This is a genomic window from Neobacillus sp. plas4, from assembly GCF_057221695.1.
Map to the genome: position 1 here is coordinate 4,925,528 of NZ_CM170152.1, position 19,469 is coordinate 4,944,996.

Genomic DNA, 19,469 nt, shown 5'->3' on the forward strand with positions numbered 1-19,469 from the left:
TAACGCTAACTCTTACGCTTCTTGCCCAACTGTTTCATCTTCAATTCCTAGCTCTTGTTTGATCCAGTCATATCCTTCTGCTTCTAAGCGTTGTGCTAGTTCTGGTCCGCCAGATTTCACAATACGGCCCTGCATCATAACATGCACATAGTCAGGAGTGATATAATCTAATAGTCTTTGATAGTGAGTAATAATTAAGCAGCCAAAGTCTTCTCCGCGCATTTGATTGATTCCCTTTGAAACAACCTTTAGGGCGTCGATATCTAATCCTGAGTCAATTTCGTCTAAGATAGCGATTTTCGGCTCTAGCGTCATCAATTGCAGGATTTCATTACGCTTTTTCTCCCCGCCAGAGAATCCTTCGTTTAAATAACGCTGTGCCATATCTAGGTCCATTTCAAGGAATTCCATTTGCTTATCCATCTTACGAATGAATTTCATTAATGAAATTTCATTTCCTTCGCCAAGACGGCTGTTAAGGGCCGAACGCAAGAAATCAGCATTGGTTACTCCGTTGATTTCACTTGGATATTGCATGGCTAAAAATAGACCAGCACGTGCACGCTCATCTACTTCCATTTCAAGTACATTTTGTTCATCTAATGTAATATTTCCGCTCGTTACTTCATACTTTGGATGACCCATGATCGCGGAAGATAAAGTTGATTTCCCGGTTCCGTTTGGTCCCATGATTGCGTGGATTTCTCCACCTTTTATTTCAAGGTTTACACCTTTAAGAATTTCTTTTCCGTCAATTGCTACATGTAAATCTTTGATCGTTAATGTTGATCCAGCCATATATATACCTCCGCAAAGATAATTTTGTATCTTGTAGCCCAAATTCACTTGGCCCCAAAATTCATTCTCACTTTATTCTCATTACAATCTTATAACAAATAGAATCTGTTAGCAACTCATAAAGAGTAATAACTTTTTTGGTAATGAAAAAGAATTTTATTTTCACTCAACTCAATCCAAATGAGAATGTTTTATAAGACAAGATGTATTTGTACTATACTAATTTAGAAAATTGATACTTGTGACACCTTTATGTAAATCACTTACGAATAAAATCATAGCGTATTTATATTTATTTTCCAAGGTATCAGCAATATTGTTCCCTCCCTACTTTTTCCTATTAAATTCGTTTCATGTACAGTGACTAAAATAATAAACAGAAGGAAGCCAGTGAGTTTAATTTCACTGACTTCCCTATTTCTTATATTTATATATTATTCAGTAACCGTTACAACTGCACCTTGATATTTTTCTTGAATGAAGTCTTGAATTTCTTTTGACTTAAGGACCTCAACAAGAGCCTTGATTTCTTCTCGGTCTTTATCCTCTGAACGGACAACTACAAGGTTTGCCGGTACAACGTCTTCACCTTCAAAGGCAATTCCATACTTTCCAATGTCAACATTGCCTTCTAAAGCGTAGTTCGTATTAATAACGACCGCATCACCTTCACCACTTTCGAATGAAGTAGCTAATAATTTTGCTTCAATTAAAGTGGAGAAATCAAGATTCTTTGGATTTTCAACAATATCCTCGACTCTTGCATTTGCTCCAACGCCTTCTTTAAGTTTAATTAATCCTTCTTTTTCAAAAATCGGTAAAATACGTCCATGGTCACTTAGTGAATCACTCATAATAATTTTAGCGCCGTTTGGAAGGTCTTTCAGACTTTTATATTCTTTAGAATAAATGCCGATAGGTTCTTTATGAATTTCACCAACACTTACAAAATCAAAGTCCTTATTTTCTTCCATTTGTAAGGCTAAATACCCTGGTGTTTGAAAGTAGTTGGCATCTAAATCTTTATCCCTTAATGTTACGTTTGGAAGAATATAGTCTTGAAAAACTTGAACTTCTAAATCAATGCCTTTTTCCTTTAATAATGGTTTTGCCGCGTCAAGTACTTCTGCATGTGGTACTGCTGATGCTCCAACGACTAACTTTTTGTTTCCATCTTCTTTTTCTGCAGATTCGTTCTTTGCACCGCCACATGCTGTTATTGTGATGGCTATAATTGCCAATAAAATAAAACTAACTATTTTTTTCATCCTCTAACTCCTCCAGTTATCGTTTATCTGTTTTCTTTGTAAAATAATCTCCAACAAATTGGATGATAAATACCAAAATTAATATTGCAATCGTTGCAACTAATGTAACAATGGGTCTATTGCGTTGAAAACCTTCGAGATAAGCAAAATGACCAAGACCACCGGCTCCAATGACCCCAGCCATTGCAGTAAAGCCGACTAGTGAAATCGCGGTGACAGTAATCCCTGAAATTAATGCCGGTAAAGATTCCGGTATTAAGACCTTAAATATGAGATGACCATGTGTCGCCCCCATTGATTGTGACGCTTCAATTACCCCTTTATCGATTTCCCTAAGGGCAATCTCCACCATCCGTGCATAAAACGGAGCTGCACCAATAATTAGCGCCGGCAAAGCCGCATTTGCACCGAGAATAGTCCCAAGCAATAATTTTGTAAATGGAATTAATAAAACGATTAAGATAATAAACGGGATTGATCTGAAAATATTAACAAATGCTGCAATAATAACATTAACAGTCCGATTAGCCCATATATTCCCTTTATCTGTTAAAAACAGCAGCAGTCCAAAGAGTAAACCAAAAATAAATGTAGCTAACACTGAAACAGATGTCATATAAATGGTTTCACGTGTTGCCAATAGTAGTTTCTCCCACTGAACCATTTCCATAAAGTTATCCATTACTGATCACCTCCACGCCGACTTGCTGTGAGTGAATATAATCAATGGCTTTCTCTATTTCGGTAATTTCCCCATCTAAATGAATAAATAGGGTTCCATATGACCCGTTTTGAGTGTGTGAAATTTTCCCTTGAAGAATATTAACAATCACATCAAAATCACGAATGATGTTTGTGATTAAAGGCTGTTCTGTTGCTTCCCCGACGAACGAGAGCTGAACCACTTTTCCATGTGGATAAAGTTCAAGTAGATGATCAACGGTTTCTTTCGTTTCTTCAGGTTCCGTAACCTGTTCGACAAATCGCTTCGTAATTTTCTCTTTAGGGTTTTTAAACACCTCTAAAACCTGACCAAGTTCCACAATTCTACCGCTTTCCATAACAGCTACCCTGTGACAGATTTTACGAATGACGTGCATCTCATGGGTGATTAAAACAATGGTTAATCCAAGTCTATTATTAATATCCACTAACAACTCCAAAATAGAATCGGTAGTTTGCGGGTCCAACGCCGATGTCGCTTCATCACAAAGTAGTACTTTGGGATTATTCGCAAGTGCCCTGGCAATGCCGACACGCTGTTTTTGACCCCCGCTTAGCTGAGATGGATAAGCATTTTCTCTTCCTTCAAGGCCCACTAATTGAATGAGTTCATTTACTCGTTTTTGTCTTTCAGGACCTTTTACCCCAGCAATTTCTAAAGGAAAAGCAATATTCTCGCTAACGGTCCTAGACCAAAGTAAATTAAAATGCTGAAAGATCATACTTATTTCTTGGCGTGCCTTTCGAAGCTCACGGCCGCTGATTTTTGATATAACACGTCCAGCTACGGTAACAGATCCCTGTGTCGGCAGCTCCAGTCCATTAAGCATTCGAATTAAGGTACTTTTACCTGCACCACTATATCCGATTACGCCAAATATTTCTCCTTCTTTTATTTCTAAGGTAACATCATCAACTGCTTTTAGCTGACCATGTTTCGAAGGGAAAATTTTAGCTACATCTTTTATAGAAATCATTCCATCACCTACTTTTTATCCAATAAAATATTTTGCAGTTCGTTAATCCCATTACCGCGTACTTCTTAGTTATAGAGTTTGACTGTATTCATAAAAACATTCTTATATTGAAAAATTAAAAAGCCTTTCTGCAGCGGGCAGAAAGGCATCGTAAATAAAAACCTTTCTCCCATCTCCCAAAGCCTACGCTTTGTGTGAATTGGCACCATTTCAATTAATATTGACGGTTGCCGGGCTTCATCGGGCACATCCCTCCACCTCTCTTGATAAGAGCTATAGCATTCTATATTCAATTAATACGTTTATGGATTAAAGTAACTATTTTTGTACAAAAGTAATCTTAGCATGGATAAAAAGTAGTGTCAACTAAATTTTCGACAAATTTCGAATTATATATTATGCTTTTGTTCTAAGTGAGGATACACCTGTTGCAGCTTCAATAGCAGACTCCAGATCCTCAATTAAATCCTCCACATTTTCGATACCGATAGATAGACGAATTAAATCCTCAGAAACCCCAGCCGCTTTAAGACCTTCTGCATCCAGCTGTTGATGAGTTGTGCTTGCCGGATGAATAATTAGACTTTTCGCATCTCCAACATTCGCTACATGGGCAAATAGTGTGATGGAATCAATTAATTTTGCTCCAGCTTCTCTTCCACCTTTAATACCGAATACAATCATTGATCCTGCGCCCTTTGGAAGATACTTGCTTGCCAATTCATGATCTGGATGAGATTGGTGTCCTGGATAAGATACCCATTCTACAGCAGGATGGTTGACTAAATACTCAACAACTTCCTTCGTATTTGCAATATGTTCCTTCATTCTTACATGAAGGGTTTCAAGTCCCAAGGTGAATTGAAATGCATTTTGCGGGCTTAATGCAGGACCTAGGTCACGTAATAGCTGTACTCGTGCTTTAATGATGTAAGCGACAGCACCAAGTGCTTCTGCATATACAAGGTCATGATAGCTTGAGTCAGGAGTAGTAAAACCAGGGAACCTAGATGAATTCCAGTCAAACTTTCCTCCGTCGACAATAATCCCGCCTGTTGTTGTTCCATTACCTAAAAGCCATTTCGTTGCCGAATGAACAACAATATCTGCACCATATTCGATCGGTCTGCACAGGTAAGGCGTAGCGAATGTGTTATCGATAATCAAAGGAACCCCTGCCTCATGGGCAATATCTGCTACTTTTTCGATATCAAGAATTCTTAAAGACGGATTACCGATCGTCTCTGCAAACACAGCTTTTGTTTTATCTGTGATAGCCGCACGGAAATTTTCTGGATCTGCTGGATCTACAAATTTTACGTTAATTCCATACTTCGGAAGAGTAACTGCGAATAAGTTGTAAGTTCCACCATATAAATTAGAAGCTGATACGATTTCATCTCCTGCTTCAGCAATATTTAAGATGGCCAGCGTAATGGCCGCCATTCCACTTGCTACTGCAAGAGCTCCTACTCCACCTTCCAATAACGCAACCCTTTCCTCGAAAACAGTTGTTGTTGGGTTATGGATTCGAGTATATATGTATCCAGGCTCTTTCAACGCAAATAGATTCGCAGCATGCTCGGTATTTTTAAATTGATACGCATTATTTTGATAGATTGGAACTGCGCGTGCTCCTGTTGTTGGATCTGGTGACAATCCGCCATGTACACTCAAGGTTTCGAAACGATAGTTTTTTTGATTTTCTGACATAGCCTAAACACTCCTCAATATTTATATAGTAACAAACAAAGAATCCCCTCTTTAAGAAGAGGGGATTCTCTTCTTATCTACCAGAGCGACGTACTCTGCTGGAATTGGCACCGTGTTGTTTAACCGGTTGCCGGGCATCATAGGGCCAGTCCCTCCGCCTCTCTGGATAAGAATCTATTAAATTGCAAAAAATTATTTGAATATTATAAACAAATATTACCCCAAATCAATACATACCGTCAATAGTTTTTAAGAAATAGACAATTGAACCTTTGGTTTGGTTAAGTAAAAAATAGATTCGATGAGGAGAACTATACGAAATGGAGCATTAACAACGAGCTGTCCATTTCTAATGAGATTTCTTAATGTTTCCTTCCCCTGAAGCAGATAAAAAATGGACTCCTTCTGACCACTAATGGTAGGTGTTATGAGCTTCTCACCATTGTCAACAAAGACAGAAACCTCTCCACGATGAAAAATCAAAAATATCTCATGATCTTCGCAAACTAGCTTTATTTTTAGACCATCCAAGTGTTCAATAAGTTTAAGAACATGGCCACGTTCCTTTATAGCCGAAAGGAATAACTCTATCATTTCGTTCATTTGTCATCACTCCGATTTACTTTCCATTCATTATTAAATTCAAGTAAACCAGCTAAAAATCCTTTGGTATTCTATCGACAAATAATCACAAAAAAACAGATGCGCTAACATCTGTTTTAGTAAAAGTATTGTTTTATTTTTTCATATATAAAAGGTACAGAGTGAAAGGCATAAATTATCTCAACCAATTCTCCATCCTTAATAAATAGCAAGCAGGGAACACTTTCAATTTCAAACTTTTCTGCTAGCTCGGGGTAATAATTCAAATTCATTTTTCCTATATTCACATCAACCATTTTTTCAATAACTTGGAGCATTCTCGATGCTACCTGACAAGTACCACACAAAGGCGTATAGAAATAAATAAGTCCGGATGAATGATGATTTATAAATGATGATACCTCATCAAGGTTCCAATCGTTCATTTTTTATCCCATCTCTAAAAATTCAGAATGAACATCGATATTTGCTCCTAGGAGGACCGTGGCCAGATGATACACGGGTGCCGTTGCAACTTCACGGTACATCCTGTCAATATAAAGATGTTCCGCTTTTGGAAACTCCCTTTTCAGTTGTTTACGCAGTTTTTCACCTGCATCATCGGCATCTACGAGAATATAGACATCTTTATCTTCAAGAGAATCAATTAATTCATCCAATTTCGTCATACTGATGGTCCCATTTGTGCAAACGATCTCCATCGGTTCCTTCAGGATACTTTTTACTTTTTTCTTATCTGATTTTCCTTCGACAATCAGAACTTTATCACCATACGAGTCATTCATCATCCATCACCTATATGAAAGAAAGTTATTTGTTTATTGTTAACATATTCGAAAACGTAAATAACGTGTGAACAAGTTAACTATACCACGATTATCTTTTTGATAATAGGTGTTTGCTTAAAGATAAGGCTTTAACACCATCCACCATCATCACAATCTGTATATTTCGCGTCAGGCTGCTCCGTAACTGTCACATTTTGAAAGATCTTTCGCTGTTCTACCTCAAATCGTTGATCGAGCTGAAACGTCATATCCCCTGGAAGTTGTATCTTTCCAATGGAAGTATTGTCAAGGAATAATTCCATTTCTCCATTTTTCATTTTTCCAATGATTCGATCTGTAACGTCAATCTTCTGCTGTTTCAATGTCATACCAAGAGCCCCTTTTTTAAAGTTTATTCTAGTGTCCCCCAGATTTAGAATATAGAAGGTGCAAATTTTTCCCATAAAAAAACACCTTGAGATCAAGGTGTTTCATAGAGGCTCTTTAGTCTTCTTTAATTAATTCTTCATATTGCTCTGCACTCATAAGGTTGTCCAATTCACCGCTATTAGAAGGCTCAACCACAATCATCCAAGCTTTTTCATATGGAGATTCATTAACAAATTCAGGGCTGTCGCTTAAATCTTCATTAACCTCTACAACCTTGCCGCTGATTGGTGCATATAATTCTGATACTGTTTTAACAGATTCAACACTGCCAAATGGCTCATCTGCGGTCACTTCATCGCCAACTTCAGGAAGTTCAACAAAAACGATGTCCCCAAGCTCAGATTGTGCAAAATGTGTGATTCCTACACGAACTGTTTCTCCTTCATTCTTAACCCATTCATGTTCCTTAGAATAACGCAATTCCTTTGGTGTTGTCATGATAATATCCCTCCATTAATTTTAAAAAATTAGCTTACAACCACATTTTTTCATATTCTTCTTCTCTAAAACCAACTGTTACTTTTTCTCCATCCGTTACCAAGGGTCTTTTGATTAACATCCCATCAGATGCCAACAATTCAAGCAGCTCATCTTGAGAGGCGGTGGGTATCTTATCTTTAATACCCAATTCACGATATTTTTGTCCGCTGGTATTAAAGAATTTCTTTAATTCAAGTCCGCTTTTTTCAACCAGTTGCTGAAGCTCTGCTCGAGATGGAGGATTTTCAACAATATGTATTTCTTTGTAGGAAGCATGATGTTCATCTAGCCATTTCTTTGCTTTTCTACACGTACCACATTTCGGATACCAGTAAAAAGTTAGTGACATCCATTTCACTCTCCTTTGCCAAAACATCCGTGACGGTATTCGTCACTTGAATAGTAACATAACATGTAAAAAAGTTAAAATAGTTCATCTAAAAATTCGACTCAATTTGCGCAAATTCCTGCAATATTACAAAAAACTTTAGACTCCCAATGAAAATGCTGGGAGCCTAAAGTTTCTGAATTAAACGAAATATCGTTCAGCCTTAATTAGAACATCGGCAGCTTCCCGTTTCTTTGCAATTACATTGGTTGGCGTATGCCGTGTTAATTTACGAAGTGCCGATACAAGCATTCGGAGAGTATCTCCTTGTTCCGTTGCAACCAAGGTCTCCTTCGCATGCTGTTCAATTTCGTTGAAAGCTTCTTGACAGAAGATTTGAGTATAAAGAAGTTTTTGTTTGTTTTTCTCGAGACCTGTCTTAGCGATCGCTTTTTCTGTGCGTAAAACGACAGATTCCATTGCATATGCATTTGAAACAATATCTGCAATATTTGATAAGATTTCTTGTTCTTTATCAAGGGCTTTACCAAACTTTTGTGCGGCTAAACCTGCGGCCAATAAGCCAATCTTCTTTGCATTGCTTACTAAATGTTTTTCTTGGGCAAGCGGCTCATCACCTGGCTCCTCAGGCATTAACATCATGATTTCTTCTTGAAGCGCCGTTGCTTTTTGGAATAATGGAAGCTCCCCCTTGAATGCCTTTTTAATATATGTGCCTGGCACTAGCAGACGGTTGATTTCATTTGTTCCTTCGAAAATACGATTAATACGCGAATCGCGGTATGCTCTTTCGATGGCATACTCCTGCATAAAGCCGTATCCGCCATGAATTTGTACACCCTCATCCACTACATAATCTAATACTTCACTGGCAAAGAATTTATTAACGGAGCACTCAATCGCATATTCTGCGATAGATCCTGCAACTAATTTTATGTCTTTTTGCTCTTCTGTTGTAAGTTTACCTTGATTTTCCTCGTACAAACCAACCGTTCGATAAACAGAACTTTCTGCTGCATAAATTTTCGAGCCAATACTCCCGAACTTTTCTTTTGTTAAATTGAATTGAGAAATTGGTGTATTAAATTGCTTACGGCCATTCGCATATTTCACTGTTAACTCAAATGCATTCTTTGAACCGCCAACCACACCTACAGCTAACTTATACCGTCCAATGTTCAATATATTAAACGCAATCACGTGTCCTTTACCATATTCACCCAATAGATTTTCAACTGGTACTGGAACGTCTTCAAGAATAAGGGTACGTGTCGAAGAACTCTTAATCCCCATTTTCTTTTCTTCAGCTCCCGTAGAAACCCCAGGGAAATCTCTTTCGACAATGAATGCCGTAAAGTGTTCGCCATCAATTTTTGTATAGACAACAAATACATCAGCAAAGCCTGCATTGGTAATCCATTGCTTTTCGCCGTTTAGGATATAATGAGTGCCTTCTGCATTTAGTTTTGCTGTTGTTCTTGCGCCCAGAGCGTCCGAACCAGAACCTGGCTCTGTTAAAGCGTAGGCGGCAATTTTTTCACCTGACGCAAGCGCTGGTAAATACTTTTTCTTTTGCTGATCATTTCCGAATAAAACAATCGGCAATGAACCGATACCAACATGTGCGCCATAAGATAGTGAGAAGCCACCAGCCTTAGCCATTTTCTCCGTCACTAGTGAAGAAGTTACTTTATCAAGTCCTAGGCCGTCAAACTCTTCAGGTACATCGGCAGCCAGCAAGCCAAGGTCACCTGCTTTTTTTAAGAGTTTAACTGTGCGATCAAATTCATGGTTCTCAAGGTGTTCAAGCTGTGGAAGAACTTCTTTTTCAACGAAGTCTTCGGCTGTTTTAGCTATCATTAGTTGTTCTTCGTTAAAATCTTCTGGTGTTAAAATGCGGTCATATGAGATATCATCGAGTAAAAAGCTTCCGCCTTTAATGATTTTTTCAGTTTGTTGTGCCATTAAAAATTTCCCCCTTTATAATAATTCAAATACTCCAGCAGCGCCCATTCCGCCGCCGATGCACATGGTTACGACTCCAAATTGTTCTTTCCGGCGTTTTAATTCATGAATGAGGGTTAAGGTGAGTTTAGCTCCTGTACAGCCAAGTGGGTGACCAAGTGCAATGGCACCACCATTTACGTTTACCTTTTCTTCATCCAATCCAAGCTCGCGAATCACTTGAAGAGACTGAGATGCGAATGCTTCATTCAATTCAAAAAGATTAATATCAGCTAATTCTAATCCCGCTAGCTTTACCGCTTTTGGTACTGCTACCACCGGACCGACGCCCATAATTTCAGGCGGCACCCCGCCGACTGCAAATGATCTGAATTTTGCTAATGGCTTTAGTCCGAGTGCTTCTGCTTTTTCACGGTCCATAATCATTAATGCAGCGGCGCCATCACTTGTTTGAGAAGCATTTCCTGCCGTTACAGAGCCGGTCACAGAAAAGGCAGGGCGAAGTTTTGCAAGTGATTGCACGTTTGTATCAGGACGGACACCTTCATCTTGGGAAAACTGAATTGTTTTTTCGACTAGCTTATTGTCTTTGCCGACAGAACGGAAAGTAACTTCAACTGGGACAATTTCGTCTGCGAATTTTCCATCTTGAATGGCTTTCGCTGCTTTTTGATGACTGCGTACTGCAAATGCATCCTGGTCCTCGCGGGTAATTCCATATTTCTTAGCAACTTCTTCTGCGGTATGACCCATCCCCATATAATACTCCGGAGCGGTTTCTGCTAATTTTACATTGGGGCGAATTACATGGCCTGCCATAGGAATCATACTCATGGATTCAGCACCACCCGCAATGGCAGTATCGATAGACCCGAGCATAATGCCTTGTGCTGCATAAGCGATAGCTTGAAGTCCAGAAGAGCAAAAACGGTTTATTGTGATGGCTGGAACTGTATGGTGCAGACCAGCTAATGCACCAATATTACGTGCCACATTATTACCTTGTTCCGCTTCAGGCATGGCACATCCAATGATTAAATCATCAATATTTCCTTCATAATTTCCTGCACGCTTTAAAGTTTCTTTAACAACCAATGCTCCCAAATCATCAGGGCGAACATGGGCAAGCGTACCTTTCTTCGCTTTACCTACCGGGGTCCGAGCTCCGGCCACGATTACCGCTTCTCTCATTTCATTCCCTCTCTTTCTCTTATAGTCGCAATCTATTTGTCTAGCTTTAGCGCCAAAAGGCGCTAAAGCTTATCTCTTTAATTTCTTAGCGGCTTACCCTTCACAAGCATGTGCTGCATCCGCTGCTGAGTTTTTCCTTCTGCAATTAAGCTTAAGAATGCTTTTCTTTCCAGATCCAATAAATATTGCTCGTCGACTTCAGTTCCAAATGGTACTTTTCCGCCAGCTAAACAAAAGGCAATTTTTTTTGCTATTTTTAAATCATGCTCTGAAATGTATCCGGAAAGGAACATGGAATGTGCACCTAACAAAAGTGTTGCATATCCTGTTTCACCTACCACTGGTACCTTTCTGCGAGGTTTTTGTACATATCCTCGTTCATGTAATGCCAAAACAGCTTGCTTTGCATCGTATAACAAGTGGTCACCGTTCACACTAATTCCATCCGCTGCTCCTAAGAAATTATTCTCACGAGCCTCGGCACCAGAGGTTGATACTTTTGCCATCGCAATTGTTTCAAATACCTTATTCGCAACATTTTGAAGATCAAAGGTAACACCATTTGGCATGCCTTCTAAATGTTTAATATATAGCTCTTTATTCCCGCCGCCTCCAGGGAGTAAGCCAACACCTACTTCTACAAGCCCCATATAGGTTTCTGCCGATGCTTGAATATGAGCTGCAGGTAAACAAACCTCTGCGCCCCCGCCAAGCGTCATTGCAAATGGTGCTGCTACTACTGGTTTTGAGCTATATTTAACCTTCATCATCGCATTTTGGAACTGACGGATAACCATTTCAAGCTCATAAATATTGTCATCCTGTGCTTCCATTAACATCATGGCGAGGTTGGCACCCACACAGAAATTCTTACCTTGGTTTCCGATGACAAGACCTTTGTAATTCTTCTCCACTTCATCAATTGCAAAGTTAATCATTTGAATAATATCAAGACCTATCGCATTATTCGGCGAATGGAATTCTAGGAGGGCTACACCATCACCTAAATCAATTAAACTGGCACCACTATTTTTCTTAATAACACCCTTTTGTTTTTTTAACTTTTTCAGATCAATCACTTTTGGATTGTTTTCAACTAAGCGATATTCACCATTTTTATAAAAGAAACGTTCGCCGTTTTCCTCTACATAAAACGAGGAATGCCCTTTAGAAAGCATCTCTGTTACCCATTCTGGAACTTCCAATCCATTCTCTTTCATCTTTTTGACTGACTTTTCTACTCCAATGGCGTCCCATGTTTCAAAAGGACCCATTTCCCAGCCAAAGCCCCATTTCATGGCAGAGTCAATGTCAACGACGGTTTCTGCTATCTCTCCGAGCAGTTGGGCAGAGTATACAAGCACAGGACTAAAAATATTCCACAAAAGCTCGCCAGCACGGTCATTCGCATATACAAGCGCTTTCAATTTATTCGCAGTACCTTTTTCCTGCTTGCTTAGTTCAGTTGCTGTCGTTGATAACTTTTTACGAGGTATATATTCTAATGTCGCTGGGTCCAGTTCAAGAATCTCTTTCCCTTTTTTTAGGAAAAACCCTTGTTGTGACTTACTTCCGAGCCAGCCTTTTTCAAGCATTGTTTTCATAAATGCTGGAACTTCAAAAACTTCCTTTTCTTTGCCAGAAACTTTCTCATATACATTACCTGCTACATGTGCGAAAGTGTCCAAACCAACCACATCCAGGGTACGGAAGGTTGCACTTGATGGACGTCCGATTAATGGTCCTGTGACAGAATCAACCTCACCAACACTATAGCCGCCCTTTAACATTTCCTGAACGGTAATTAAAAGACCATAGGTTCCAATGCGGTTGGCAATGAAGTTAGGTGTATCCTTGGCGAATACAACTCCTTTTCCCAGGACATCCTCTCCAAAAGTTTTCATAAATGAAATGACCTCTTGGCTGGTATATTGAGTAGGAATCACTTCAAGTAATTTTAAGTATCTTGGCGGGTTAAAGAAGTGTGTGCCTAGGAAATGCTTTTTAAAATCCTCTGACCTTCCTTCTGCCATCGCTTCTACAGAAATTCCAGATGTATTGGAACTGATAATACTTCCCGGTTTACGGTATTGATCTACTTTTTCAAAAACCTGCTTCTTAACATTTAAATTTTCAACGACAACCTCGATGACCCAGTCTACATCCCTCAGTTTAACGAGGTCGTCTTCTAAATTTCCTGCTTCAATAAGGGCAAGATTCTTTTTTACCGCTAAAGGAGCTGGTTTTTGTTTTAATATTTTTTGGATGGATTGGGTGCTAATACGATTACGTACCTGCATATCCTCTAAAGTAAGTCCTTTAGCTTTTTCATCTTGTGTTAAATCCCGAGGAACAATATCCAATAATAATGTTGGTATACCGATATTTGCCAGGTGGGCAGCAATCCCTGATCCCATTACTCCTGACCCGAGAACAGCTGCTTTTTTGATTAATTGGTTCAACAATGTCTCCCCCTAACTTATTTTGAATGAATACTCATTCATTTTTATGTCAAAAAAAATTCACAAATGAATGAACCTGCTAACTATTACTATAGAATATTTCAAAAATTTGCGCAATGATAAAATGCGGAAAAAATTAACTTTTTTTTACAAAGTAGATTTTCTCCTCTAGATTACATAAATAAGTTGAATTGGGCATCCTATTACCGAGGTGATGAACATGGGTAAAATGAAGAAAAACCCATCTAAAAGAGGCGTTAGCGCAGCCAGTGTACAAGGTAACGCCGGTCCTGGCGGAGAACAGTCAGGGAAAGATAAAGTGAACAGTCAAAACAACCAATTCAAAAGGTAAAAGCGGAAGCGCCTTCGGAACAAGCACAGCTTGTTTCTGCGAGGATTATTCTAAGGAGCTTTCCTTAGTGCTCAGGGGCGACAGGCATAAGACGAGCCGGCATGAAGGTTGCCTTTTAACCTTCTTGACGGATTGGCTTATGAACCGAGCCCCTAGGCGCTGGAGCTAGATAGAGATAAAACCGGGGCTGCCCTCCGGTTTTATTTTTTCGATTCATTACGATGCTGTTCATTTAGCAGTTTAATTTCATTTATAATTACTTTCATTTCGTCTTTGGCCTCCGGGTAGAGTTCATTCCAGTGTTTCGCTAGGGCTGGCATTGATTTCGCAATATGCGAATAAAGTGCCCAAGCCTTTACTTTTTCCTTTGTCTCTTCACTCGACTCTCCGACGAGCAGTTCACTATATTTTTCAAGTAACGCTTCGAACTGCTGAGCAAATACTTTCTCCATCAAAACACCTTCCATCCTGAGTAAGATGAGTACACGGACATGTTTTACAGCGTTTTGACCCGAGCTGATAGGTAAAACAGCATGTTTTTCTTATTCGAACCTCATCTTCGATCTTTTTTTCATCATAATACTTCGTTATTGGATTATGATTATACCGGCCAAACAGGTTTCCCTCTGCCTCCATAAGTAAGAAACGAAAATCATCTTTTACATTAGGATTTTCATATTCTTTTAACTCCGTTTCGTAAAGCCAAAATAAGTATACAGCAATATTTTCCCACAGGACTAGTTTTGATACTTTAAATGTTTTTTCAAAATGGCTGATAAGTGAATAGAGGTTTTTAGCAAAAAGTTCACGATAAACATTTTTCCGCCACTCCTTGCGGTCTTCACCATTCCATTCCTCAATGGACGAATTTTTGAAGGAAATCATTGGGAGCCAATCTTTTCCACGTTCCGCTTCTTCCATCTCAATATTGTCCAAAGATAGATTCATTTTCTTATTACCTGTCGTCATGGCAAAAAGGGAAATAACTGCAATAAAAGCATATCTTTTTATAAAAATAGAAGCAGCTGTTCTTTCTGAAGGAGCACCAATCGCAGCAGCTAAATTTTTCATAAAGCCAATGGCATAGGTTTTATCTAGTAAATCGCCAACAGTAAATGATTTTTCTGTAGTTGACCTTAGCCTATATTTTTGCAAAGTGGTTAGGTTATTTTCCATTAGGAGATTATCCATTCGACACAGCCGCCTTTTGGGAGATACTTCTTCCTTTTCCGTAAGGAACACAAAGGGGTGTTCCAAATAAAGGATCCAAAATAACTTCGCAATCCATCCCAAATACATTTTTGACAGTGCTGCGATTCATCACATACTCAGGCTCTCCTTGGGCATAAACCTTCTTATCCTTAAGTGCCACAATATTGTGGGCATAGCGGCAGGCCAAATTAAGATCATGAAGAACCATCACAACGGTACTTTTCCTTTTTTCATTGAGCTCAAAAAGGAGATCAAGAATTTCAATTTGATGGGCCATATCTAAATATGTTGTTGGCTCATCTAGAAGAATGACATCTGTATCCTGTGCCAGCGTCATTGCAATCCAGGCTCGCTGTCTCTGACCACCTGAAAGAGAATCTACCGGCCGCTCTTTCAAATCCTCAAGTCGAGTTGCCTTCAGGGCATTATTTACTTTTCTTTCATCTTCTTCTGACCATTGTTTTAACCATGATTGATGTGGATAACGCCCTTGTTTTACAAGCTGCAGCACGGTTAATCCTTCGGGTGCAGTTGGTGACTGCGGTAAGATCGCCATTTTTTTGGCAACCTCTTTTGTAGAAAGCCTTGCAATTGCCTCACCCTCTAATATTACAGTACCAGACTTGGGCTTAAGGAGACGGGCTATTGATCGAAGAAGAGTCGACTTTCCACACCCGTTGGCTCCAATAAAGACGGTAATTTCACCTTGAGGAATTTTTATATTTAAATCATCAATTATTAATGTCTCCCCGTAAGATAGTGACAGATTTTTCGTTTCAATCGTACTCTTCATCTTCTCAGCCCCTTTAAGCATTTCTTGTTTTAAAAAGTAAATATATAAAGTAAGGTGCACCAATTCCCGCGGTAAAAACGCCTGCTGGTATTTCCAGCGGAGAAAACATCGTTCTCCCAATTAAATCTGCCAGCATAACGAGAATTCCGCCAATTAAGGCTGAAGCGGGAAGTAATGCTCCAAATGAGGACCCCACCAGTCTTCTTGCCATATGCGGCGCCATTAATCCAACAAATCCAATTCCGCCAGCAAAGGCAACAGAACTGCCAATTAAGGCCGTGCTGATCATTAACAAAAAGAATCTTTGTCTTTGAATCTTTCCGCCTAAACCCGTTGCAACCTCGTCACCAAGCTCTTGAATATTAATCGTTCTTGCTGCTGCAAAGGCAATCAATAGAAATATGACCGCCCACGGAAGCAAGGTGGCAACATTTCTCCAATTGGATCCATACACAGTACCAGTAATCCATATGTTTGCCTGACTTGCCTGATAGATAGGACCCATAATCATCATCAAGGTTGTTAAGGCTTGCATTAATGTTGATATTCCAATCCCAATTAGGACAAGTCTGATAGGTGAAACCCCATTTTTCCAAGCTAAAAAGTAAACCAAGAAAGCCACAATCCCTGCTCCTAAAAATGCAGCTAAGGGCAGCCAATTGATACTTACAGTAAGTGCATTACTGTCATCGGAGAACAATGCCAGAAAGGCAACCACGGCAACACTTGCCCCGCCAGTAATACCAAGTACATCAGGTGAAGCCAATGGATTTCTGATCATTCCCTGTAGGATACCACCGGCAACAGCAAGGGATATCCCAACAAGCAGTGCAATAATAATTCTAGGCAGTCGAAAGGATGTTATGATTAACGTTTCCATTTCAGGGCCGATGCCCACAAATACTTTCAAGACAGTGAGGGGGTTCATTTTCATTTCACCAATCGCTGTGCTTGCCACAAAAACAATAAAAGCTACAATCATTAGTACTGTAAAGGTTATGCCCGCTTTACGATCGAAAAGAAAGGATACTTTTCCGTTTAACAGACGAAAATTTTTGTATTTGCTCATCGTGCATTGAACCCCTTTCTTGCTATGTAAATAAAGAATGGAGTTCCGATGATGGCGGTCATGACCCCTACGGGCACCTCGGAAGGCATAAGAACATATCGTGCAGAGATATCTGCAGCGACCAATAAAATTGCACCCAAAATACCCGACATTGGTATGACCCAGCGATGGTCAATGCCTATTATCGATCTAGTAATATGAGGAATCACAATTCCAACAAACCCGATTGGTCCGGCAACAGATACGGCCCCTCCTGCCAGCAGAATAACAATCACACCAACAGAGATTTTTACAAGTCCTGTTTTTAAACCAAGTCCTTTTGCTACATCTTCCCCCATGGAGAGGATATTCATTTTCCCCGCTATCAAGATAGATGCGATCCATCCGATTCCCAAGTATGGTAATACCGACGTAAGCGTTTCTAATTTTCTGCCTGAAACGGAACCTGCCAGCCAAAACAACACTTGTTCAAGTGCTGCCTCGTCGACAACTAGTAATCCTTGCGTAAACGATGAAAACATGGCAGCGATGGCAGCACCCGCTAATGTCAGCTTCATCGGGGTTAAACCTTCCCGTCCCACAGAGCCAATTGCATAAACACTTATTGCTGCAATAGCTGCTCCTAAAAAGGCGAGTCCACTAAATGCCTGTAAACTTGAAACGGAAAAAAGAGTAACTGCCGCCACTACGACAAAACCTGCACCTGCATTAATACCAAAAATACCTGGGGAAGCCAGCGGATTTTTGGTTAATGTTTGCATTAACGTTCCAGCAATCGCTAGGCTTGCCCCAACTGCGGCAGCAATGAGTGCTCTTGGAAGTCTTACACTTTGAATAATAATATGTTCATTTGAGCCATTATAATCAGTAAAGGCATCAATGGCCGTCTCCAATGTTGTTTCAGTGTAACCAAAAACGATGCTTGCACACATGAAGAACAATAATAAGAGTACGGAGGTTAGTAAACCAATCCATCGCAGTGCACTATTTTTTAAAAGCATTTTGGGTAAACCTTTCTCAACAAATTAATATTATAAATATATTTAACTACTTTAAGTGTATATTCAATTGATAATGATTGTCAATGAGGTTGATAACCATTTTCAATTATATGTGTATATGTTTACAAAATTGTCGTTGATTTTGAAAATCATTTTCAATTAAAGCGTTGACATCTTCCTATGTTCCATTTTATTATTAGATTGTCATTGAAAATGATTATCATTTACAATCAAAACAAGGAGGATACATACTTATATGAAAAAATTATTTTCACTTTTTTCAATCATCGCTGTTTTATTACTAGCAGCATGCGGTGGTGCCGAAGAGAAAACAACCGAAAAGCCAGAAACAGAAAAACCGAAGGAGGAAACAAGTTACAGTATTGAACATGCAATGGGATCGACAACGATTAAAGGTACCCCTAAAAAAGTAGTCATTTTAACGAATGAAGGAACTGAAGCTCTTTTAGCATTAGGTGTTACACCTGTAGGTGCAGTCAAATCCTTTACTGGTGATCCTTGGTATGATCATATTGCAGATCAATTAAAAGACACTCAGGTGGTGGGTGTTGAAAGTGAAGTAAATGTAGAAGCAATCGCAGCTTTAAAACCAGACTTAATTATTGGGAATAAAATGCGCCAAGAAAAAATTTATGATCAATTAAGTGCAATTGCACCGACTGTTTTTGCCGAAACTCTTCGCGGTGACTGGAAGGTAAACTTTGAACTTTACGCAAAAGCATTAAATAAGGAAGAAAAAGGTAAAGAAGTACTGGATAAGTATGAGGGACGAATTGCTGATCTAAAAGAGCAGCTTGGCGATAAACTAGCGATGAAAGTTTCAATGGTTCGCTTTATGGCTGGCGAGGTTCGTATTTATCATAAAGATACTTTCTCTGGTGTTATTTTGGGGGACCTTGGATTTGCTCGTCCAGAAAGCCAAAATGTTGATGATTTTGCAGAAAGAAACGTAACAAAAGAACGAATTCCAGCAATGGAAGGAGATATCCTCTTCTATTTTACTTATGAAACAGGAGATGGGAAAGGCTCTGAGCTGGAAAAAGAATGGATTGCTGACCCACTTTTCAAAAATCTTGAAGTAGCCAAAAAAGGGGAAGTACACAAGGTGAGTGATACAATTTGGAATACGGCTGGCGGCGTTCTAGCTGCAAACTTAATGCTAGATGATATCGAGGAAATCTTTTTAAAGAAATAATAAAAGAAGAAACGCGGGGACAATGTCCTCGCGTTTTTTGCTTTTATAGTTTGTCATGACTTTATTCATTTTCAAAATAC

21 protein-coding genes and 2 riboswitches are annotated in these 19,469 nt (G+C 39.3%); of the genes, 2 read left to right on the forward strand and 19 right to left on the reverse strand.

Going from position 1 to position 19,469, the window contains the following annotated elements:
- Positions 1-12: 12 nt before the first annotated feature.
- From sufC to AC2TFD_RS25030, 14 genes are all read right to left on the reverse strand, one after another.
- Complete coding sequence (gene sufC / locus AC2TFD_RS24965) at positions 13-798, reverse strand: Fe-S cluster assembly ATPase SufC (RefSeq protein WP_335509872.1); 786 nt, start codon at positions 796-798, stop codon at positions 13-15.
- A 434-nt stretch (positions 799-1,232) separates the two neighbouring features.
- Positions 1,233-2,066, reverse strand: a complete 834-nt coding sequence (locus AC2TFD_RS24970; RefSeq protein WP_484674144.1) for a MetQ/NlpA family ABC transporter substrate-binding protein — start codon at positions 2,064-2,066, stop codon at positions 1,233-1,235.
- 16 nt (positions 2,067-2,082) lie between these two features.
- On the reverse strand, positions 2,083-2,748 hold the full coding sequence (locus AC2TFD_RS24975; protein ID WP_335519175.1) for a methionine ABC transporter permease: 666 nt from the start codon (positions 2,746-2,748) through the stop codon (positions 2,083-2,085).
- The gene (locus tag AC2TFD_RS24980; RefSeq protein ID WP_484674145.1) at positions 2,741-3,766 is read right to left on the reverse strand and encodes a methionine ABC transporter ATP-binding protein; all 1,026 of its coding nucleotides are present in this window, start codon (positions 3,764-3,766) and stop codon (positions 2,741-2,743) included. Before AC2TFD_RS24980 ends, AC2TFD_RS24975 begins: the two co-directional genes overlap by 8 nt.
- Before the next feature lie 166 nt (positions 3,767-3,932).
- A riboswitch (SAM riboswitch) is annotated at positions 3,933-4,039 on the reverse strand.
- Between the two features lie 123 nt (positions 4,040-4,162).
- Positions 4,163-5,479 carry an O-acetylhomoserine aminocarboxypropyltransferase/cysteine synthase family protein gene (locus tag AC2TFD_RS24985; protein WP_335512172.1) on the reverse strand — a complete coding sequence of 439 codons (1,317 nt, stop codon included), beginning with the start codon at positions 5,477-5,479 and terminating at the stop codon, positions 4,163-4,165.
- A gap of 70 nt (positions 5,480-5,549) precedes the next feature.
- Positions 5,550-5,652: riboswitch (SAM riboswitch) on the reverse strand.
- A gap of 76 nt (positions 5,653-5,728) precedes the next feature.
- A complete protein-coding gene (locus tag AC2TFD_RS24990) occupies positions 5,729-6,082 on the reverse strand; it encodes a hypothetical protein (RefSeq protein ID WP_335512174.1) in 354 nt (117 codons plus the stop codon).
- 116 nt (positions 6,083-6,198) lie between these two features.
- On the reverse strand, positions 6,199-6,507 hold the full coding sequence (locus AC2TFD_RS24995; protein WP_335512177.1) for a thioredoxin family protein: 309 nt from the start codon (positions 6,505-6,507) through the stop codon (positions 6,199-6,201).
- Positions 6,508-6,510: 3 nt separating this feature from the next.
- A complete protein-coding gene (locus AC2TFD_RS25000; protein ID WP_335512179.1) occupies positions 6,511-6,867 on the reverse strand; it encodes a toprim domain-containing protein in 357 nt (118 codons plus the stop codon).
- Between the two features lie 131 nt (positions 6,868-6,998).
- A complete protein-coding gene (locus AC2TFD_RS25005; RefSeq protein ID WP_335512182.1) occupies positions 6,999-7,238 on the reverse strand; it encodes a YusG family protein in 240 nt (79 codons plus the stop codon).
- A 115-nt stretch (positions 7,239-7,353) separates the two neighbouring features.
- Positions 7,354-7,737 carry a glycine cleavage system protein GcvH gene (gene gcvH / locus AC2TFD_RS25010; protein WP_335512184.1) on the reverse strand — a complete coding sequence of 128 codons (384 nt, stop codon included), beginning with the start codon at positions 7,735-7,737 and terminating at the stop codon, positions 7,354-7,356.
- Between the two features lie 34 nt (positions 7,738-7,771).
- Positions 7,772-8,128: an arsenate reductase family protein gene (locus AC2TFD_RS25015; RefSeq protein ID WP_484674146.1), complete on the reverse strand. Its 357-nt coding sequence runs from the start codon at positions 8,126-8,128 to the stop codon at positions 7,772-7,774.
- A gap of 180 nt (positions 8,129-8,308) precedes the next feature.
- Positions 8,309-10,093 carry an acyl-CoA dehydrogenase family protein gene (locus AC2TFD_RS25020; protein ID WP_484674147.1) on the reverse strand — a complete coding sequence of 595 codons (1,785 nt, stop codon included), beginning with the start codon at positions 10,091-10,093 and terminating at the stop codon, positions 8,309-8,311.
- 15 nt (positions 10,094-10,108) lie between these two features.
- Positions 10,109-11,284: an acetyl-CoA C-acetyltransferase gene (locus tag AC2TFD_RS25025; RefSeq protein ID WP_484674148.1), complete on the reverse strand. Its 1,176-nt coding sequence runs from the start codon at positions 11,282-11,284 to the stop codon at positions 10,109-10,111.
- Positions 11,285-11,361: 77 nt separating this feature from the next.
- The gene (locus tag AC2TFD_RS25030) at positions 11,362-13,746 is read right to left on the reverse strand and encodes a 3-hydroxyacyl-CoA dehydrogenase/enoyl-CoA hydratase family protein (protein WP_484674149.1); all 2,385 of its coding nucleotides are present in this window, start codon (positions 13,744-13,746) and stop codon (positions 11,362-11,364) included.
- A gap of 220 nt (positions 13,747-13,966) precedes the next feature.
- Between AC2TFD_RS25030 and AC2TFD_RS25035 the strand changes: the two genes are divergently transcribed.
- The gene (locus AC2TFD_RS25035) at positions 13,967-14,098 is read left to right on the forward strand and encodes a YuzL family protein (protein ID WP_335512193.1); all 132 of its coding nucleotides are present in this window, start codon (positions 13,967-13,969) and stop codon (positions 14,096-14,098) included.
- Between the two features lie 200 nt (positions 14,099-14,298).
- Here AC2TFD_RS25035 and AC2TFD_RS25040 read toward each other — a convergent pair whose 3' ends face one another.
- The 5 genes from AC2TFD_RS25040 to AC2TFD_RS25060 are packed head-to-tail and all read right to left on the reverse strand — an operon-like array spanning position 14,299 to position 18,173.
- Positions 14,299-14,550 (reverse strand): DUF2573 family protein, encoded by a 252-nt coding sequence (locus tag AC2TFD_RS25040; protein ID WP_335568554.1) that lies wholly within the window; start codon positions 14,548-14,550, stop codon positions 14,299-14,301.
- Positions 14,510-15,274: an IucA/IucC family C-terminal-domain containing protein gene (locus AC2TFD_RS25045; protein WP_335568553.1), complete on the reverse strand. Its 765-nt coding sequence runs from the start codon at positions 15,272-15,274 to the stop codon at positions 14,510-14,512. Before AC2TFD_RS25045 ends, AC2TFD_RS25040 begins: the two co-directional genes overlap by 41 nt.
- A 7-nt stretch (positions 15,275-15,281) precedes the next feature.
- Positions 15,282-16,103, reverse strand: coding sequence for an ABC transporter ATP-binding protein (locus AC2TFD_RS25050; protein ID WP_335512199.1), 822 nt, complete (start codon positions 16,101-16,103; stop codon positions 15,282-15,284).
- 13 nt (positions 16,104-16,116) lie between these two features.
- A complete protein-coding gene (locus tag AC2TFD_RS25055; protein WP_335512201.1) occupies positions 16,117-17,172 on the reverse strand; it encodes a FecCD family ABC transporter permease in 1,056 nt (351 codons plus the stop codon).
- Positions 17,169-18,173 carry a FecCD family ABC transporter permease gene (locus tag AC2TFD_RS25060; RefSeq protein WP_335512203.1) on the reverse strand — a complete coding sequence of 335 codons (1,005 nt, stop codon included), beginning with the start codon at positions 18,171-18,173 and terminating at the stop codon, positions 17,169-17,171. The genes AC2TFD_RS25055 and AC2TFD_RS25060 overlap by 4 nt, the downstream gene beginning before the upstream one ends.
- Positions 18,174-18,429: 256 nt before the next feature.
- On the opposite strand from AC2TFD_RS25060, the gene AC2TFD_RS25065 reads away from it, so the two are divergent.
- The gene (locus AC2TFD_RS25065) at positions 18,430-19,389 is read left to right on the forward strand and encodes an ABC transporter substrate-binding protein (RefSeq protein WP_335512204.1); all 960 of its coding nucleotides are present in this window, start codon (positions 18,430-18,432) and stop codon (positions 19,387-19,389) included.
- Positions 19,390-19,469: the final 80 nt, after the last annotated feature.

Excerpts from the sequence above, each read along its gene's own strand:
- AC2TFD_RS24990 (WP_335512174.1), bottom strand. The coding sequence starts at position 6,082 with ATGAACGAAATGATAGAGTTATTCCTTTCGGCTATAAAGGAACGTGGC.
- AC2TFD_RS25065 (WP_335512204.1), top strand. The coding sequence starts at position 18,430 with ATGAAAAAATTATTTTCACTTTTTTCAATCATCGCTGTTTTATTACTA.
- AC2TFD_RS25045 (WP_335568553.1), bottom strand. The coding sequence starts at position 15,274 with ATGGAAAATAACCTAACCACTTTGCAAAAATATAGGCTAAGGTCAACT.
- AC2TFD_RS25015 (WP_484674146.1), bottom strand. The coding sequence starts at position 8,128 with ATGTCACTAACTTTTTACTGGTATCCGAAATGTGGTACGTGTAGAAAA.
- AC2TFD_RS25005 (WP_335512182.1), bottom strand. The coding sequence starts at position 7,238 with ATGACATTGAAACAGCAGAAGATTGACGTTACAGATCGAATCATTGGA.
- AC2TFD_RS25025 (WP_484674148.1), bottom strand. The coding sequence starts at position 11,284 with ATGAGAGAAGCGGTAATCGTGGCCGGAGCTCGGACCCCGGTAGGTAAA.
- AC2TFD_RS24975 (WP_335519175.1), bottom strand. The coding sequence starts at position 2,748 with ATGGATAACTTTATGGAAATGGTTCAGTGGGAGAAACTACTATTGGCA.
- AC2TFD_RS24985 (WP_335512172.1), bottom strand. The coding sequence starts at position 5,479 with ATGTCAGAAAATCAAAAAAACTATCGTTTCGAAACCTTGAGTGTACAT.
- AC2TFD_RS24970 (WP_484674144.1), bottom strand. The coding sequence starts at position 2,066 with ATGAAAAAAATAGTTAGTTTTATTTTATTGGCAATTATAGCCATCACA.
- AC2TFD_RS25035 (WP_335512193.1), top strand. The coding sequence starts at position 13,967 with ATGGGTAAAATGAAGAAAAACCCATCTAAAAGAGGCGTTAGCGCAGCC.
- AC2TFD_RS24980 (WP_484674145.1), bottom strand. The coding sequence starts at position 3,766 with ATGATTTCTATAAAAGATGTAGCTAAAATTTTCCCTTCGAAACATGGT.
- AC2TFD_RS25020 (WP_484674147.1), bottom strand. The coding sequence starts at position 10,093 with ATGGCACAACAAACTGAAAAAATCATTAAAGGCGGAAGCTTTTTACTC.
- AC2TFD_RS24995 (WP_335512177.1), bottom strand. The coding sequence starts at position 6,507 with ATGAACGATTGGAACCTTGATGAGGTATCATCATTTATAAATCATCAT.
- gcvH (WP_335512184.1), bottom strand. The coding sequence starts at position 7,737 with ATGACAACACCAAAGGAATTGCGTTATTCTAAGGAACATGAATGGGTT.
- AC2TFD_RS25060 (WP_335512203.1), bottom strand. The coding sequence starts at position 18,173 with ATGCTTTTAAAAAATAGTGCACTGCGATGGATTGGTTTACTAACCTCC.
- AC2TFD_RS25000 (WP_335512179.1), bottom strand. The coding sequence starts at position 6,867 with ATGAATGACTCGTATGGTGATAAAGTTCTGATTGTCGAAGGAAAATCA.
- AC2TFD_RS25050 (WP_335512199.1), bottom strand. The coding sequence starts at position 16,103 with ATGAAGAGTACGATTGAAACGAAAAATCTGTCACTATCTTACGGGGAG.
- sufC (WP_335509872.1), bottom strand. The coding sequence starts at position 798 with ATGGCTGGATCAACATTAACGATCAAAGATTTACATGTAGCAATTGAC.
- AC2TFD_RS25055 (WP_335512201.1), bottom strand. The coding sequence starts at position 17,172 with ATGAGCAAATACAAAAATTTTCGTCTGTTAAACGGAAAAGTATCCTTT.
- AC2TFD_RS25040 (WP_335568554.1), bottom strand. The coding sequence starts at position 14,550 with ATGGAGAAAGTATTTGCTCAGCAGTTCGAAGCGTTACTTGAAAAATAT.